The following is a 14,545-nucleotide window of genomic DNA, read 5'->3' on the forward strand; positions in this document are numbered from 1 at the left end:
ATTTAATCAAAAATTACTAAAGTATTAGATAAAATGCATCTTTTAAAAAATAATTCTTTGAAAATATAGAAAAATTTATTGAAGACCAAGGATACAAAATATGAATAAAATTACTGGAAAAGTATGGAATTTTGGAGCTAACATCGATACTGATGTTATTATTGCTGCTAGATATTTAAATAGTTCAGATCCAGAACATTTAGCAAAATATGTAATGGAAGATGCAGACCCTGAATTTCCTAATAAGTTACAAAGAGGTGATATTATAGTTGCTGGTGAAAACTTTGGATGTGGTTCAAGTAGAGAACACGCTCCTATTGCTTTAAAAGCTGCTGGTGTTGCTGCTGTTGTTGCACCATCTTTTGCAAGAATCTTTTATAGAAATGCATTTAATATGGGATTACCTATTTTTGAACTTCCAGAATCTTTAGAAATTAAAGAGGGTGAAAAGATTAGTATTAATTTAGACAATGGTGTTATTACTAATGAAACAAATAATAAAGAATATAAATTCACTCCAATTCCTCCATTCATGCAAGAATTAATTGCAAGTGGTGGATTAATTAATTATGCAATTGAAGAAATGGCAGAAGGAAAATAAATGAAAAAGTATAATATATCTGTAATTAAAGGTGATGGAATTGGTCCTGAGATTGTTGATGAAGCAATTAAAGTTCTTGATGCAGTTTCAGGTGCTTGTGATTTTACATTAGATTATGAAGAATATTTAATGGGTGGAATTGCAATTGATGAAACAGGTGTTCCTTTACCTCCTGAAACTGTTCCTGGTGTATTAGCATCAGATGCTTGTTTATTTGGTTCAATTGGTGGTGAGAAATGGGATGATTTACCAAGAGAGTTAAGACCTGAAACTGGACTTTTAAAATTAAGAGAAGAGTTAGGTGTTTATGCAAACTTAAGACCTGCAATTGTTTATGACGAATTAGTAAATGCATCAACTTTAAAGCCTGAAGTAATTCAAGGTTGTGATATCATGGTTGTTAGAGAGCTTATTGGTGGTATATATTTTGGTCAACCAAGAGCAAATGATGGGCAAAAAGCATACAATACAATGGTATATACAAAAGATGAAATTATCAGAATTGGTAAACAAGCTTTTGAATTTGCTATGAAAAGAGATAAAAGAGTTTGTTCTGTTGATAAAGCTAATGTTTTAGAAGTTTCTCAATTATGGAGAGATACAATGAATGAATTATCAAAAGATTATCCTGCTGTTGAATTAACTCATATGTATGTTGATAATGCTGCTATGCAACTTGTAAGAAATCCAAAACAATTTGATGTTATTGTAACTGGAAATATCTTTGGTGATATTTTATCTGATACAGCTTCAATGGTTGTTGGATCAATTGGATTATTACCATCTGCTTCATCTGGAGATAAAACAGCTGTTTATGAACCAATTCATGGTTCAGCTCCTGATATTGCAGGACAAGGAATTGCAAATCCAATTGCTACAATTGAATCTGCTGCTATGATGCTTAGATACTCTCTTGGAGAAGAAAAAGCTGCAGATATGATTACAAATGCAATTAAAAATGTATTAAAAGATGGATATAGAACTAAAGATTTAGCTGAATTTGATGCTAAAGAAGTTTTAACTACTACAGAAATGGGTGATGTAATCGCCAACTATATAAACAAATAATAAAGAAGGATACTCCTTCTTTATTCCTCTAAAGATGTTTTCTTAAAAAATAACTTATTTTATTGTAATTAATAATCTTTTATGTTAGAATGTAAAAAAGCCTAACTAGGAAATCAGATTATGAATGAAAAAAAATATAGATTAGTAACACGAAGTGACATGGATGGACTTGTATGTGGTACTTTATTAAAATATCTAGATATTATTGATAAAATTGAGTTTGTACACCCAAAAGACATGCAAGATGGAAAAGTTGAAGTAACTTCTAATGATATTACAACTAACCTTCCTTATGTAGAAGGTGTGAATCTAGCTTTCGATCATCACTATTCTGAAACACTAAGAAATGAAAAGAAAGATAATCATATAATTGACCCGGATGCTAACAGTGCAGCTCAAGTTGTTTTTGAATATTATGGAGGTGATGATAAATTTCCTGGATATTTCACTGCAATGATGAATGGAGCAAATAAAGCAGATTCTGCAGATTTTACTGAAGAAGAGATTCTAAGTCCAAGAGGCTGGCCAATGTTAAGCTTCTTAATGGATTCTAGAACTGGTTTAGGAAGATTTAGAGAATTCAGAATTTCAAATTATCAATTAATGATGGATTTAATTGATTATTGTGCTAAACATAATATTGATGAAATCTTAGAATTAGAAGATATAAAAGAAAGAATTGACTTATATTTTAAATATGAAGATCAATTTAAAGAACAATTAATAAGATGTACTACTATTAAAGATAATTTACTAATTATTGATTATACAAATGAAGAGATTATTTATCCTGGAAATAGATTTATGATTTATGCAATGCATCCTGAAATAAATATATCTATTCATAAAGTTTGGGGTAAAGATAAACAAAATATTGTATTTAGTACTGGAAAATCAATTATAAATAAAAGCTCGAAAACAAATATTGGAGAATTAATGCTTTCATATGGTGGAGGAGGGCATAAAGCTGCTGGTGGATGTCAAATAGACATTGATAAAGCTGATACAGTTTTAGAAGAGTTAATTAAAAAAATTAATGAAGATGGTTAAAAATTAAATAAAAAGCTTATAGCTTTTTATTTAACTCTTCATAAAACTTATCAAAAGATGGTAAGTCAAGTTTTGCAACTCTCTGAAGTTTTCCCCACATAGGTTCAGGAAAATATGAATCTTCTTCAAATCTTGCCATAATATGAAAATGCACATGAGGCATATAGTTTCCAAATGATGCAATATTTATTTTTTTTGGTTTGAAATATTCTAACATCTGTTTTTCAATAATATCAAGACATCTAAATATTTCTAATTTTGTTTCATTATCACATTGAGAGAATTCTTTTATTTCTTTATTTGTAAAAATCTTTAGCCATGGAATTTCACTATTTTCTATTTCTATTTTAATTAATTCATTTTTATATATTATTGACATTTCTTACCTTTTATAATTTATGAAATTCTACTATAAGCTTTATTAAACTACTTAAATACTATATATTAACCTTCCTTTAAGTAAAAATTAAATATAATCCAAATCCATTTTACAACCATAAAAGAAGTTTTTATAAAATGTTTTGTGTTTTATAAAGAGTTGGATGAATGTATTAGGAATGTACTTGATCGTTCAGTCCTGTTGTAATATTGGCAAAATACACAAAAAAAGAGGGACGACTTATGAAAGTTAGAGCTTCAGTAAAGAAGATGTGTGACAAATGTAAAATTGTCAAAAGAAGAGGTGTCGTAAGAGTGATTTGCGAAACTAAAAAACACAAACAAAGACAAGGATAAGACACATGGCAAGAATCGCAGGTGTTGATTTACCAAATAAAAAAAGAATGGAATATGCTTTAACGTATATTTTTGGAATAGGGTTACATAACTCAAGATTAATTTTAGATGCTGTTGGAATCGATAAAGATAAAAGAGCTCACGAATTAACTGAAGATGAAGCTGCAGCAATTAGACAAGAATTACAAAAAAACTATATGGTTGAAGGTGATCTTAGAAAAAAAGTTGCTATGGATATTAAATCATTAATGGACTTAGGTTCTTATAGAGGTTTAAGACATAGAAAAGGTTTACCATGTAGAGGGCAAAAGACTAAGACTAATGCTCGTACTAGAAAAGGTAAAAAGAAAACTGTTGGCGCAGCAGCGAAGTAAGGATAACTAATGGCAAAAAGAAAAGTTACTAGAAAAAAAATTGTAAGAAAAAATATTGCTGACGGTATCGTACATATTGCGGCTACTTTCAACAATACTATGGTTACAGTTACAGACAGCGTTGGAAATGCAATTGCATGGTCATCAGCTGGAAACTTAGGTTTCAAAGGTTCTAAAAAATCTACTCCATTTGCTGCGCAAGCTGCTGTTGAAGATGCTGTTGCTAAAGCTATGGAACATGGAATCAAAAACGTTGGTATCAAAATTCAAGGACCAGGATCTGGTAGAGACACTGCAGTTAAAGCTGTTGGTGCAATTGAAGGTATCAGAGTTACATGGTTAAAGGATGTTACACCATTACCACATAATGGTTGTAGACCTCCTAAAAGAAGAAGAGTGTAAGGAGTAGTTATGGCAAGATATAGAGGACCAGTAGAAAAAATCGAGAGAAGACTTGATGCAGACCTTGGATTAAAAGGTGAGAGAAGACTTAACGGAAAATCTGCTTTAGAAAAAAGACCATTTGCTCCAGGACAACACGGACAAAGAAGAACTAAAATTTCTGAGTACGGTTTACAATTAAGAGAAAAGCAAAAAGCTAAGTTCATGTATGGTGTTTCTGAAAAACAATTCAGAAAATACTTTAAAAAAGCTTCTACAAACGAAGGTAATACAGGATCTAACTTAATTACATTAATTGAGCAAAGATTAGATAACGTTGTTTACAGAATGGGATTTGCTACAACTAGAGCAAATGCTAGACAATTTACAACACACGGTCACGTTTTAGTTGACGGTAAGAAAGTTGATATTCCTTCTTACGTTGTAAAACCAGGACAAAAAATCGAAATCAAAGAAAAATCTAAATCTAACCCACAAGTTGTTAGAGCTTTAGAATTAACTAATCAAACTGGTATTGTTGATTGGGTTGATGTAGATACAGCAAAAGCATTTGGTATTTTTACTAGAGTTCCTACAAGAGAAGAAGTAGTTATTCCAGTTGAAGAAAGATTAATCGTAGAGTTATATTCTAAGTAATAAATAAAGGTAGCCAATGAAAAAGTTTGCAGACACACCGTTTTTACCAACAGAAGTTGAAATCGAAACTATCAATGATAATGAAGCAAAGATTTCTGCATATCCATTTGAAAGTGGTTTTGCAATAACTTTGGCACACCCTTTAAGAAGACTTCTTCTTAGTTCTTCAGTTGGTTACGCACCAATTGCAGTAAAAATTGAAGGAGCTTCTCACGAGTTTGACTCGTTAAGAGGGATGCTAGAAGATATAGCTATTTTTATTATTAACCTTAAGAATATTAAGTTTAAAATTAATGGTGATGAAGAACAAGTAGTAGTAGAATATTCTTTTGATGGACCAAAAGAAATTAAAGGTGAAGACTTAATCAACTCTGATGTTGAAGTAGTTTCTCCAGATGTTCACTTAGCTACAATTAACTCGGATTGTAATTTAACATTCTCTGTTATTATTCAAAAAGGTATAGGTTATATGCCTTCTGAAGATATTAGAGAAATTGTTGGACCAGATTATATTCCAGTAGATGCTTTCTTTACACCAGTAAAAAAAGTAGTTTATGATATTGAAAAAATGTTAGTTGAAGATAATCCTAACTTTGAAAAAGCTGTATTTAATGTACAAACAAATGGACAAATTTCTCCAATAACTGCTTTTAAAGAAGCTGTTTCTGTTATGTATTCTCAAATGTCAGTATTTAATAAAGTATTTGATTTATCAGAAGTAACAGTTAGTGATGCAGGTGAAGAGCCAGTAGAACTAAAAGATTTAGTTGTCAAAATTGATGACTTAAATTTAAGTGCTAGATCATTCAACTCTTTAGATAGAGCTGGATTAAAATTCTTAGGTGAATTAGTACTTATGAGTGAAGTTGAAGTAAAAAATATCAAAAACCTTGGGAAAAAATCTTATGATGAAATTGCTGAAAAGCTTGAATCACTTGGTTTCCCAGTTGAAGATACACTTCCAGAAAACGTTGCTTCTGCATTAAGAAGAAAATTAGAGCAACTTAAAGCATAATTAAGGGTTTAGAAGATGAGACATAAGCACGGATATAGAAAGTTAAGTAGAACTTCTTCTCATAGAAAAGCATTGTTAAAAAACATGGCAATTGCAATTATCGAAAGAGAAAAGATTGAAACAACTGTTCCAAAAGCAAAAGAATTACAAAGATATATTGAAAGATTAGTAACTACTGCTAGAAATGCAGATTTAAATACTCATAGACAAGTATTTGCAGCATTACAAAGTAAAGAAGCTACTAAAAAATTAATAAACGAAATTGCACCTAAATACGAAGGTAGAAACGGTGGATATACTTCAATTATTAAAACAAGAATTAGAAGAGGTGATGCTACTCAAATGGCATTCATTTCATTCGTATAATAACTAATTTATACATTCTTGAAAGGTAGGAGTCTTAAGACTTCTACCTTTTTTTATACTCATAAATACACTCAAACTTAAATTTTTCTTTTTATTTTCAATTAATATTTGCTTTACCATTTTTTAATCATTTTTTAGATAAAATCCGGTGTAATACTATAATTATAAATTACAGGAGACCGTTTGATAACTCTAAAAGAAGCACTTACTTTAGGTAGTGACGATATTAATAAATTAAGAGATGATTTAACTACAAAAATAAAAGAAAATACTGTTGGTGCATATATTGAGCAATTAACTTCAACTGATATTTCTACTTCAGGTTCTGGAATTCCAATTGCTATTAAAGATAATATAAATGTTAAAAATTGGGAAGTTACTTGTTCTAGTAATATCTTAAAAGGTTATATTTCACCATATAATGCGACTGTAATCAACAACTTAGAAAAAGCAGGTTTAAGCGCTTTTGGTCGTGCAAATATGGATGAATTTGCAATGGGAAGTTCTACTGATACTTCTTGCTATGGTAAAACATTAAATCCAATTGATAATTCAAAAGTACCTGGTGGAAGTTCTGGTGGAAGTGCTGCTGCTGTTGCTGCTGGTATTGCTATTGCTGCACTTGGTACTGATACAGGTGGTTCAATTAGACAACCTGCTGCTTATTGTGGTGTAGTTGGAATGAAACCAACTTACGGAAGAGTTTCAAGATACGGAATTACTGCATATTCATCTTCTTTAGATCAATGTGGACCAATAACTCAAAACGTTGAAGATGCTGCAATTTTATATGACATTATTTCAGGGCATGACGATAAAGATTCTACATCTGCTAATGTTAATTATGACGCAGTTACTCCAAAGCTTGATGCTAATAAAAAACTTACTATTGCGGTTATTGATAATTTTATTGAGCAAGCTAGTTCGGCTATTCAAAAAGCATTTAGTAAATCTATTAAAGCTTTAGAAGAAGCAGGACATAAAATTGTTCATAAAAACATGTTAGATACTGGAAAGATTCTTTCATCTTACTATATTGTAGCAACTGCTGAAGCATCTGCAAATCTTTCTAGATTTGATGGTGTTAGGTACGGAAATAGAAAAGGTGAGGGTGGACTTAAAGATATGTACGTTCAAACTAAATCCCAAGGATTTGGAGATGAAGTACAAAAAAGAATTATGTTAGGTTCTTTTGTATTAAGTTCTGGATATTATGATGCTTACTATATCAAAGCACAAAAAGTTAGACACTTAATCAAAGATGAATATGAAGAGATTTTTAAAGATGCAGATTTAATTCTTTCTCCAGTTGCACCTACAACTGCACCTAAGTTTGGAAGTTTTAAAACATCATTAGAAATGTATTTAAGTGATATATATACAATCTCAGTTAACTTAGCAGGACTACCTGCTATTTCTTTACCTGTTGATAAAGATGAAGATGGAATGCCAGTTGGTTTACAGCTAATTGGACCTGCATTCGATGAACAAACTATGTTTGATGGTGCATTGTCACTAGAAAAAGCAATTAATTATAAAAAATAAGAAAGGGATATTATGAGAATAAGAAAAAGAGCACTTACATTTGAAGACGTTTTATTAGTACCAGCAAAATCAGAAGTTTTACCTAAAGAAGTATGTTTAAAATCTAAATTAACTAAAACAATTGAGTTAAATGTACCTTTTATTTCTGCAGCTATGGATACAGTTACAGAATTTGAAGCTGCTATTGCAATGGCAAGACTTGGTGGTATTGGTATTATCCATAAAAATATGGATATTGAAACTCAAGCTATGCAAGTTAGAAAAGTTAAAAGATCAGAGTCAGGAATGATTACAGATCCAATTACAATTAAGAAAGATCAAACTCTTCAAGATGCAGAAGATATAATGGCTACATATAAAATCTCTGGTATTCCTGTTGTAGATGATACTAATTCATTATTAGGAATTATTACAAATAGAGATATGAGATTTACAAAAGATTTCACAAAAGTTATTGCAGATAAAATGACACACTCTCCATTAATTACTGCAATTAAAGGTACGACTTTAGAAGAAGCTGCCGAAATTATGCATGCTAATAAAATTGAAAAATTACCAATTGTTAATGATGAAAATAAATTAATTGGTTTAATTACAATTAAAGATATTAATAAAAAAAGAGAACATCCAAATGCTTGTAAAGATACTTTTGGAAGATTAAGAGTTGGTGCTGCTATTGGTGTTGGTCAATTAGATAGAGCAACTGCATTAGTTGAAGCTGGTGTTGATGTTTTAGTTATGGATTCTGCTCATGGACATTCTAAAGGTATTTTAGATTCTGTTACTGCAATTAAGAAAGTATTAGATGTTGAAATTATTGCAGGTAATGTTGCAACTGCTGAAGGAACTAAAGCATTAATTGATGCAGGAGCTGATGCAGTTAAAGTTGGAATCGGTCCTGGTTCAATTTGTACAACTAGAATTGTTGCTGGTGTTGGAGTTCCTCAAATTTCTGCAATTGATGAGTGTTCTGCTGAAGGTGCTAAATATGGTATTCCAGTTATTGCTGATGGTGGAATTAAATATTCTGGTGATGTTGCAAAAGCATTAGCTGTAGGTGCATCATCTGTAATGATGGGTTCTGCATTAGCAGGAACTGATGAATCTCCAGGTGAATTAATTTTATACCAAGGAAGAAAATTCAAAACTTATAGAGGAATGGGTTCTATTGGTGCAATGACTAAAGGAAGTACGGATAGATATTTCCAAGAAGGAACTGCTGCTGATAAACTTGTACCTGAAGGTATTGAGGGTAGAGTTGCATATAGAGGTTCAATCGCTGATATTATTCATCAAATGACTGGTGGATTAAGATCTTCTATGGGTTACTTAGGATCTGCAGATATTAAAATATTCCAAGAAACTGCAGAGTTTGTTGAAATTACATCAGCAGGACTTAAAGAGTCTCATGTTCATGATGTTACAATTACGAACGAAGCTCCAAACTACCACGTATAAAACTACAGTAAAGAGTTAATCTTTACTTTTTAAATATGATGAAGGATAACAAACTTCATCATATTCTTTTAAAGGCTTTTAATGTCATATTTTGTATATATACTAGAATGTAATGATGGTAGTTTATATACAGGAATTACTAAAGATATTTCAAAACGATTAAATGAACATAATTTAAGTGATAAAGGCGCAAAGTATACAAAGGTTAGACGACCTGTTAAACTTGTATATAAAGAGTCTTCTGAAAACAGAAGTACTGCATCAAAAAGAGAATATGCAATAAAAAAACTAACTAGACTAAAGAAACTTGAATTAATTTATAAAGGCAATTCTTCTAAACTTGTTAAAGATAATTAAAACAAAGGTGCATTTTATACACCTCTTTTCTAACTATTTAATTTTATTCTGTGTAAAATCATGAGTTACTGCATGATTATTTAGGTGTTCTTCTAATGCTAATTTATATTCTTTTGCAAAATACTCTATAATTTCATCTTTTTCTGCAAGCATATCTTCTGCTGTATGATATGCTGTACATGCCATATAAGTACTAAATCGTACTGAACCATACATATATGAAGCACTTACTTCACCTAATGTTAATCCTTGTTGTAGTTGTTCATTTGCAATTGCAATCTGAGCATCTGCTCTTTGTAAAAATTCGTTTGATTTTTCGCTCATAATATATTATCCTGTTTTTATTTGAATTATAGTCAAAAGAGTGTTATAAAATAGAATTATGGTAAAATGTTTTTTACTTAAATTTATCCTAAGTAACTTTTATACTCTTTCTTAATAGTTTATTTTTCTAGTCTTTTACTATATCAAATTTTATAATCAATAAAATCCTTAATACTAAAAGTTTGATATTTAACTAATCGTTTATATATTGCATCTTTTTCTCCAGCTGTATTAGCCTTTTCATACTCTTTTTCTATTTCAAGTATTTTTTCCAAAGTTGCTTTGATTTTTATAACTTCTTCTGTAGTCATATAGTCATTATATTTTCCATGACCTACATAAAAAGCCACTTTTCTTATACTATCTAGTATTTGTTCGATTTGTTCTTCTATTTTCATTACTTCTCCAAAATATTAAATTAGTGTATCAAAAAGGTTTTTAAACTTAGTATTTTCAGGCTATATTCTTATGATAGACTTTTGTTAACTTTAAAAAGTTAAATAAAAAATAGGATAATAAAATGATAAAAGTAAGTGTACTGTACCCAAATTCAGATGAGTTGATTTTTGATAAAGAATATTATTTAAATACTCATGTTCCTTTAGTTTCAAAACTTTTAGGCGATTCTTTAAAAAATGCACAAGTAGATTTTGGACTTGCCAGTGGAGTACCTGGTGAAGCTGCAATGTATGTTGTTATGACTCATATGTCATTTGAATCACTTGAGTCTTTTCAAGCAATTTTTGAGCCAAATTCAGTAGAAATACTTTCTGATATTGCAAACTTTACTAACTGCCAACCACAACTGCAAATTAGTGAAATTCAAATATAAGAAAATAGATGCTAATATTTTTGCTAAAAGAATAAATATATAGGATAGTAATGATAAAGTTAGGCCATAAAATAATTGGAACTGGTAAGAAGAATATAATAGTTTTACATGAATTAATGGGAAATTATAAAAACTATGAGCCTACATTTACTTACTTAGATACAGATAGTTTCACTTATATATTTGTAGATTTGCGTGGTTATGGATTATCTAAAGAGATTGAAGGTAATTATTCTTGTAATGAAGCATCTAATGATATTAAAAATCTTATTACATATTTAAATTTAGATGATGTAACATTACTTGCACATTCAATGTCAACACTAATTGCTCAAAAAATTGCACTCATTGACGCAAGAGTTTCAAAACTTATACTTGTTACTCCCATACCACCAAGTGGAATAAAACTTCCACAAATAGCTCAAGATAAACTTATAAATGAAATGAGTGAAAATAAAAATAAAATTGAAGAAATAGTTTATAGTGCAAGTAAAAGACATAATAAAATATGGGCTAAAACTAGAATCAAAATGGCATATGAAGCTTCTACTCTTAGTGCTCGAGTAGGATATATGAAAATGTATTTAGAAACTGATTTTTCTAATGAAGTAGAAAATATAAATATACCTATAAAAATTATAGTTGGGAAATATGATTTTCCAATTTTTGGAATAAAATCAATTACAAAACTATTTTCAAATTATTATAATAATTTAGAAATTATTGAATGTCAAGAAGCAGGGCATTACCCAATGTTGGAATGTCCTGTTTATTTTGCTTCTAAAATTGAAGAGTTTGTTAACAAAAAGTAGGTTTATACGTCTTTGTGCTTTTTACCATTAAAAGTAATCACTGTATCTAATCTTATTTTTTCTTTTGAATCTAAAATCATAAACTCAATTCCATCAACAACTTCCATAGTTTTAACAACACCTTTTACCGTTTCTTTTTCTTCTTCATTTTTTAAGTAAACAACTGTTGATGGTATTTTTCTTTGCATTGCAACATTTAATTGGTCAAAAAACTCGCATGATATAGGATTATACATATTTCTCTTTTTTTATTGATATTATACACAAATATAAAATAAAACTCATATCTCTAAATTTTCTAATGTAATTTATTCCTCTTAGGTACTATTAACTACTTTTTTTATACAATCACAAAAACAAATCAAGGAAGTTGAACATGAATTTAATGGTATTTGGAGCTCCAGGCGCAGGAAAAGGTACACAAGCAAAGTTTTTAATAGAAAAGTATGATATCCCTCAAATCTCTACAGGTGATATTTTAAGAGCTGCAATTGCTGATAAAACTGATATGGGTATGGAAGCAAAGAATTTTATGGATGCTGGAAAATTAGTTCCTGATTCAACTATTATTGGTATTATCAAAGATAGACTAGCTGAAGATGACTGTAAAAAAGGATTTATTCTTGATGGTTTCCCAAGAACTCTTCCACAAGCTGAAGCTTTAAAAGATTTAATGGCTAATATGAATATTTCTTTAGATAAAGTAATCTCTTTAAATGTTCCTGATGAATTAATAGTTGAAAGAATTACGGGAAGAAGAACATCTAAAGTAACTGGTAAAATTTATCACATGAAATTTAATCCACCTACAGATGAAAAAGAAGAAGATTTAATCCAAAGAGCTGATGATACAGAAGAAACTGTAAAACAAAGATTATCAGCTTACCATGAGCAAACTGCTCCATTAATTGATTTCTATACAAACATGGGCGTTATTGTAGAACTTGATGGTACAAAAGAAGTATCAGAAGTAACTGCTGATATGTTTGCTTCTTTAGCTAAATAGTTTTCACACTTATCTAGGAGTAGGAATATATTTCCAACTCTTAGAATCTTAATTTTATATTCTTGCTACATTACTTTGATAAACTCTATTTTAAGGAGTAATTATGATTTTTAAAAGAACTTTTTTAATCGTACCATTTTTATTTTTTTCTACTCTTTTTGCCTTTGAAGATTTAACTTCAGAAAATTTTGAAGAAAAAACAATAAATAAAAAAGTAATATTAGATTTTTATACAATTGGATGTAGTGCTTGTGTAGACGTAGAAGAAAGTCTTATAGTTTATAATAAAAATAAGAAAGATGATGTACATATTTATAAAATAGATATGTTAAAAGAAAAGTCACTAGCTAAAGAGTTTAGCGTAAATGTCTTACCTACCTTGATTTATTTTAAAAATGATGAAATAATAGAACGTGAATTAGGTAGAAAAACCCCAGAACAAATTGCTAAAAGTACAAAAAAGTATCTTTTATCAAATTAAGTTAAAAGTTTAAAAGGATATTCATATGGATGAATACAAAAGAGTGTCTTGTCATTTTTATGATGTTTTAGAAACGGCAGCTGTTAAAAAAACATTATCAAAGATTGTTTATATAGAAGATGATAAAGAAAAAGAAATACAGCAAAAAGTAATTGATTTTAAAATTATTGATAAGGCTGAATATATGATACTTGATAATTCACAAAAAATTAGATTAGATAAGATAGTTTTATTTAATAATATGAATCCTTTTGCTTGATATAGTCTATATTAAAGGCAATCCTGCTTCTGGAACTTTATCACAACATGAACAAATGAATGCGTCCGTTTATGAACTAATAAAAGAATATAAGTATGAAATAATTGATTCAGAAGCTAAAAACTTATCAAATAAAATAATACCAAAAGCAAAAGTATATATAGGCTTTTCAAGAGGCTCTAGATATTTAAATAAATTAGATTCTAATTGTTTAAAAATATCAATAGGTGGAATTTCAGGTTCTAAAGTGCATCTTTTTAAGAATATTGATGATCATATTTTAATAGGTGATATAAGCGCTTCATCTCTAAAAGCTCATTTTATTATTTCTAATATGGATAAATTGAGTATTAAAACAATTCTAAAGGAGTATATTTCATAATGAAAATAGAAGTTTTCTATGATAAACAATGCCCTTTTTGTAATCTATATTCAAAATATTTAATTATAAAAGAATCTCATGATTTGATTTTATTAAATGCCAGAGAAAATATAGAAGAATTAAACAGTTTTAAAAAACTAGGCTTTGATATTGATGAAGGTTTTATTGTTAGAGTTGACAATAACAAGCTTTATCATGGAGCTGATGCAATAAACTTTTTAAATACAATTACAAAGAGAAAACTTTACTTTACAAATAATAAAGTTTTCAAAAATGTAATCTATCCTTTTGTAAAATTACTTCGTAAAGCTCTTTTAGCTATTTTAGGAAGAAGTTCAGATTTATTAAAATAGATTTTTATTAAATTATTGATTTAATTTCTACTCTAAATTCTAAATCACAACCAGCAAGAGGGTGATTGTAATCAACTGTAACATTCTCTTTTGTTACATCTGTTACAGTGGCTTTAATTAGTTCGTCATTACTATTTTCAGCTTCTAATACCATTCCAATTTGTAAATCAATACCTTCAAAATCTTTTATATCAATTGTTTCGCTAAGTTTTTCATCATATTCACCATAAGCTTGTGATGCAGGTATTTTTAAGATTTTTGAATCGCCTTCATTCATATCTTTTATACCGCTTTCTAAACCTTCGATTAATTGTCCTTCTCCATAAACAAACTCAATTGGTTCTTTATCAAAATTTGTATCTACTATTTCATCATTTATTTTTAACTCATAATTTAAAATTACATTTTGTTTTTCTTTAATTGCCATATTATTCCTTATTTTGTAGCTTTTACTATATCTAAATACTATTTTAATTAAAATACATTATG

At 29.1% G+C, this 14,545-nt stretch carries 24 protein-coding genes; 19 read left to right on the forward strand and 5 right to left on the reverse strand.

Features of this window, described 5'->3' with window-relative positions:
• The first annotated feature begins 100 nt into the window (after positions 1-100).
• The 3 genes from LPB137_RS06510 to LPB137_RS06520 all read left to right on the forward strand — a co-directional run bounded on the left by LPB137_RS06510 (position 101) and on the right by LPB137_RS06520 (position 2,719).
• Positions 101-601 (forward strand): 3-isopropylmalate dehydratase small subunit, encoded by a 501-nt coding sequence (locus tag LPB137_RS06510; protein WP_076085993.1) that lies wholly within the window; start codon positions 101-103, stop codon positions 599-601.
• Positions 602-1,669 (forward strand): 3-isopropylmalate dehydrogenase, encoded by a 1,068-nt coding sequence (leuB, locus tag LPB137_RS06515; RefSeq protein WP_076085995.1) that lies wholly within the window; start codon positions 602-604, stop codon positions 1,667-1,669.
• A 120-nt stretch (positions 1,670-1,789) separates the two neighbouring features.
• The gene (locus tag LPB137_RS06520) at positions 1,790-2,719 is read left to right on the forward strand and encodes an exopolyphosphatase (RefSeq protein ID WP_076085997.1); all 930 of its coding nucleotides are present in this window, start codon (positions 1,790-1,792) and stop codon (positions 2,717-2,719) included.
• 16 nt (positions 2,720-2,735) lie between these two features.
• Here the strand turns inward: LPB137_RS06520 and LPB137_RS06525 are convergent, their stop codons facing one another.
• Positions 2,736-3,098 (reverse strand): HIT family protein, encoded by a 363-nt coding sequence (locus tag LPB137_RS06525; RefSeq protein WP_076085999.1) that lies wholly within the window; start codon positions 3,096-3,098, stop codon positions 2,736-2,738.
• A 242-nt stretch (positions 3,099-3,340) separates the two neighbouring features.
• On the opposite strand from LPB137_RS06525, the gene rpmJ reads away from it, so the two are divergent.
• The 9 genes from rpmJ (at position 3,341) to LPB137_RS06570 (ending at position 9,607) form a co-directional block, all read left to right on the forward strand.
• Entirely contained in the window at positions 3,341-3,454 is a 114-nt protein-coding gene (gene rpmJ / locus LPB137_RS06530; protein ID WP_072682678.1) for a 50S ribosomal protein L36, read from the forward strand.
• 5 nt (positions 3,455-3,459) lie between these two features.
• On the forward strand, positions 3,460-3,828 hold the full coding sequence (rpsM, locus tag LPB137_RS06535) for a 30S ribosomal protein S13 (RefSeq protein ID WP_076086001.1): 369 nt from the start codon (positions 3,460-3,462) through the stop codon (positions 3,826-3,828).
• A 9-nt stretch (positions 3,829-3,837) separates the two neighbouring features.
• Entirely contained in the window at positions 3,838-4,230 is a 393-nt protein-coding gene (rpsK, locus tag LPB137_RS06540) for a 30S ribosomal protein S11 (protein WP_076086003.1), read from the forward strand.
• Between the two features lie 9 nt (positions 4,231-4,239).
• Positions 4,240-4,866 (forward strand): 30S ribosomal protein S4, encoded by a 627-nt coding sequence (gene rpsD, locus LPB137_RS06545; protein WP_076086005.1) that lies wholly within the window; start codon positions 4,240-4,242, stop codon positions 4,864-4,866.
• Between the two features lie 16 nt (positions 4,867-4,882).
• Positions 4,883-5,881, forward strand: coding sequence for a DNA-directed RNA polymerase subunit alpha (locus LPB137_RS06550; protein WP_076086007.1), 999 nt, complete (start codon positions 4,883-4,885; stop codon positions 5,879-5,881).
• Positions 5,882-5,896: 15 nt separating this feature from the next.
• Positions 5,897-6,247: a 50S ribosomal protein L17 gene (gene rplQ / locus LPB137_RS06555; RefSeq protein WP_076086009.1), complete on the forward strand. Its 351-nt coding sequence runs from the start codon at positions 5,897-5,899 to the stop codon at positions 6,245-6,247.
• Positions 6,248-6,430: 183 nt separating this feature from the next.
• Positions 6,431-7,792, forward strand: a complete 1,362-nt coding sequence (gene gatA, locus LPB137_RS06560; protein WP_076086012.1) for an Asp-tRNA(Asn)/Glu-tRNA(Gln) amidotransferase subunit GatA — start codon at positions 6,431-6,433, stop codon at positions 7,790-7,792.
• Between the two features lie 12 nt (positions 7,793-7,804).
• The gene (guaB, locus tag LPB137_RS06565; RefSeq protein WP_076086015.1) at positions 7,805-9,250 is read left to right on the forward strand and encodes an IMP dehydrogenase; all 1,446 of its coding nucleotides are present in this window, start codon (positions 7,805-7,807) and stop codon (positions 9,248-9,250) included.
• Between the two features lie 81 nt (positions 9,251-9,331).
• Positions 9,332-9,607, forward strand: a complete 276-nt coding sequence (locus tag LPB137_RS06570) for a GIY-YIG nuclease family protein (protein ID WP_076086018.1) — start codon at positions 9,332-9,334, stop codon at positions 9,605-9,607.
• Positions 9,608-9,640: 33 nt separating this feature from the next.
• On the opposite strand, the gene LPB137_RS06575 is transcribed toward LPB137_RS06570, so the two are convergent.
• Together LPB137_RS06575 and LPB137_RS06580 are read right to left on the reverse strand one after the other, a co-directional pair.
• On the reverse strand, positions 9,641-9,931 hold the full coding sequence (locus LPB137_RS06575; RefSeq protein WP_076086021.1) for a DUF3144 domain-containing protein: 291 nt from the start codon (positions 9,929-9,931) through the stop codon (positions 9,641-9,643).
• A 143-nt stretch (positions 9,932-10,074) separates the two neighbouring features.
• Positions 10,075-10,329, reverse strand: a complete 255-nt coding sequence (locus LPB137_RS06580; RefSeq protein WP_076086024.1) for a hypothetical protein — start codon at positions 10,327-10,329, stop codon at positions 10,075-10,077.
• Between the two features lie 122 nt (positions 10,330-10,451).
• On the opposite strand from LPB137_RS06580, the gene LPB137_RS06585 reads away from it, so the two are divergent.
• On the forward strand, positions 10,452-10,763 hold the full coding sequence (locus LPB137_RS06585; protein ID WP_076086027.1) for an EthD family reductase: 312 nt from the start codon (positions 10,452-10,454) through the stop codon (positions 10,761-10,763).
• A gap of 50 nt (positions 10,764-10,813) precedes the next feature.
• A complete protein-coding gene (locus tag LPB137_RS06590; RefSeq protein WP_076086031.1) occupies positions 10,814-11,575 on the forward strand; it encodes an alpha/beta fold hydrolase in 762 nt (253 codons plus the stop codon).
• A 2-nt stretch (positions 11,576-11,577) separates the two neighbouring features.
• Here LPB137_RS06590 and LPB137_RS06595 read toward each other — a convergent pair whose 3' ends face one another.
• Positions 11,578-11,811, reverse strand: a complete 234-nt coding sequence (locus LPB137_RS06595; protein WP_076086034.1) for a transcriptional antiterminator Rof — start codon at positions 11,809-11,811, stop codon at positions 11,578-11,580.
• Between the two features lie 140 nt (positions 11,812-11,951).
• Here LPB137_RS06595 and LPB137_RS06600 point away from each other — a divergent pair, with 140 nt between their 5' ends.
• From LPB137_RS06600 to LPB137_RS06620, 5 genes are all read left to right on the forward strand, one after another.
• Entirely contained in the window at positions 11,952-12,581 is a 630-nt protein-coding gene (locus LPB137_RS06600; protein WP_076086037.1) for an adenylate kinase, read from the forward strand.
• A 103-nt stretch (positions 12,582-12,684) separates the two neighbouring features.
• Entirely contained in the window at positions 12,685-13,062 is a 378-nt protein-coding gene (locus tag LPB137_RS06605; RefSeq protein ID WP_076086040.1) for a thioredoxin family protein, read from the forward strand.
• Positions 13,063-13,087: 25 nt separating this feature from the next.
• Positions 13,088-13,321, forward strand: coding sequence for a hypothetical protein (locus tag LPB137_RS06610; RefSeq protein ID WP_076086043.1), 234 nt, complete (start codon positions 13,088-13,090; stop codon positions 13,319-13,321).
• The gene (locus LPB137_RS06615; RefSeq protein WP_076086046.1) at positions 13,314-13,703 is read left to right on the forward strand and encodes a hypothetical protein; all 390 of its coding nucleotides are present in this window, start codon (positions 13,314-13,316) and stop codon (positions 13,701-13,703) included. The genes LPB137_RS06610 and LPB137_RS06615 overlap by 8 nt, the downstream gene beginning before the upstream one ends.
• Positions 13,703-14,056 carry a thiol-disulfide oxidoreductase DCC family protein gene (locus LPB137_RS06620; protein ID WP_076086049.1) on the forward strand — a complete coding sequence of 118 codons (354 nt, stop codon included), beginning with the start codon at positions 13,703-13,705 and terminating at the stop codon, positions 14,054-14,056. The genes LPB137_RS06615 and LPB137_RS06620 overlap by 1 nt, the downstream gene beginning before the upstream one ends.
• Before the next feature lie 7 nt (positions 14,057-14,063).
• Here LPB137_RS06620 and LPB137_RS06625 read toward each other — a convergent pair whose 3' ends face one another.
• Positions 14,064-14,483, reverse strand: coding sequence for an FKBP-type peptidyl-prolyl cis-trans isomerase (locus LPB137_RS06625; protein ID WP_076086052.1), 420 nt, complete (start codon positions 14,481-14,483; stop codon positions 14,064-14,066).
• Positions 14,484-14,545: the final 62 nt, after the last annotated feature.

The sequence above is a fragment of the Poseidonibacter parvus genome, from assembly GCF_001956695.1.
Classification (GTDB): Bacteria; Campylobacterota; Campylobacteria; order Campylobacterales; family Arcobacteraceae; genus Poseidonibacter; species Poseidonibacter parvus.

Coding starts and splice junctions, on each gene's coding strand:
- LPB137_RS06550 (WP_076086007.1), top strand. CDS start 4,883: ATGAAAAAGTTTGCAGACACACCGTTTTTACCAACAGAAGTTGAAATC.
- LPB137_RS06570 (WP_076086018.1), top strand. CDS start 9,332: ATGTCATATTTTGTATATATACTAGAATGTAATGATGGTAGTTTATAT.
- LPB137_RS06585 (WP_076086027.1), top strand. CDS start 10,452: ATGATAAAAGTAAGTGTACTGTACCCAAATTCAGATGAGTTGATTTTT.
- guaB (WP_076086015.1), top strand. CDS start 7,805: ATGAGAATAAGAAAAAGAGCACTTACATTTGAAGACGTTTTATTAGTA.
- LPB137_RS06625 (WP_076086052.1), bottom strand. CDS start 14,483: ATGGCAATTAAAGAAAAACAAAATGTAATTTTAAATTATGAGTTAAAA.
- rplQ (WP_076086009.1), top strand. CDS start 5,897: ATGAGACATAAGCACGGATATAGAAAGTTAAGTAGAACTTCTTCTCAT.
- LPB137_RS06525 (WP_076085999.1), bottom strand. CDS start 3,098: ATGTCAATAATATATAAAAATGAATTAATTAAAATAGAAATAGAAAAT.
- LPB137_RS06600 (WP_076086037.1), top strand. CDS start 11,952: ATGAATTTAATGGTATTTGGAGCTCCAGGCGCAGGAAAAGGTACACAA.
- rpsK (WP_076086003.1), top strand. CDS start 3,838: ATGGCAAAAAGAAAAGTTACTAGAAAAAAAATTGTAAGAAAAAATATT.
- LPB137_RS06590 (WP_076086031.1), top strand. CDS start 10,814: ATGATAAAGTTAGGCCATAAAATAATTGGAACTGGTAAGAAGAATATA.
- leuB (WP_076085995.1), top strand. CDS start 602: ATGAAAAAGTATAATATATCTGTAATTAAAGGTGATGGAATTGGTCCT.
- LPB137_RS06575 (WP_076086021.1), bottom strand. CDS start 9,931: ATGAGCGAAAAATCAAACGAATTTTTACAAAGAGCAGATGCTCAGATT.
- LPB137_RS06620 (WP_076086049.1), top strand. CDS start 13,703: ATGAAAATAGAAGTTTTCTATGATAAACAATGCCCTTTTTGTAATCTA.
- LPB137_RS06605 (WP_076086040.1), top strand. CDS start 12,685: ATGATTTTTAAAAGAACTTTTTTAATCGTACCATTTTTATTTTTTTCT.
- rpsM (WP_076086001.1), top strand. CDS start 3,460: ATGGCAAGAATCGCAGGTGTTGATTTACCAAATAAAAAAAGAATGGAA.
- LPB137_RS06510 (WP_076085993.1), top strand. CDS start 101: ATGAATAAAATTACTGGAAAAGTATGGAATTTTGGAGCTAACATCGAT.
- LPB137_RS06580 (WP_076086024.1), bottom strand. CDS start 10,329: ATGAAAATAGAAGAACAAATCGAACAAATACTAGATAGTATAAGAAAA.
- LPB137_RS06520 (WP_076085997.1), top strand. CDS start 1,790: ATGAATGAAAAAAAATATAGATTAGTAACACGAAGTGACATGGATGGA.
- LPB137_RS06595 (WP_076086034.1), bottom strand. CDS start 11,811: ATGTATAATCCTATATCATGCGAGTTTTTTGACCAATTAAATGTTGCA.
- rpmJ (WP_072682678.1), top strand. CDS start 3,341: ATGAAAGTTAGAGCTTCAGTAAAGAAGATGTGTGACAAATGTAAAATT.
- LPB137_RS06610 (WP_076086043.1), top strand. CDS start 13,088: ATGGATGAATACAAAAGAGTGTCTTGTCATTTTTATGATGTTTTAGAA.
- rpsD (WP_076086005.1), top strand. CDS start 4,240: ATGGCAAGATATAGAGGACCAGTAGAAAAAATCGAGAGAAGACTTGAT.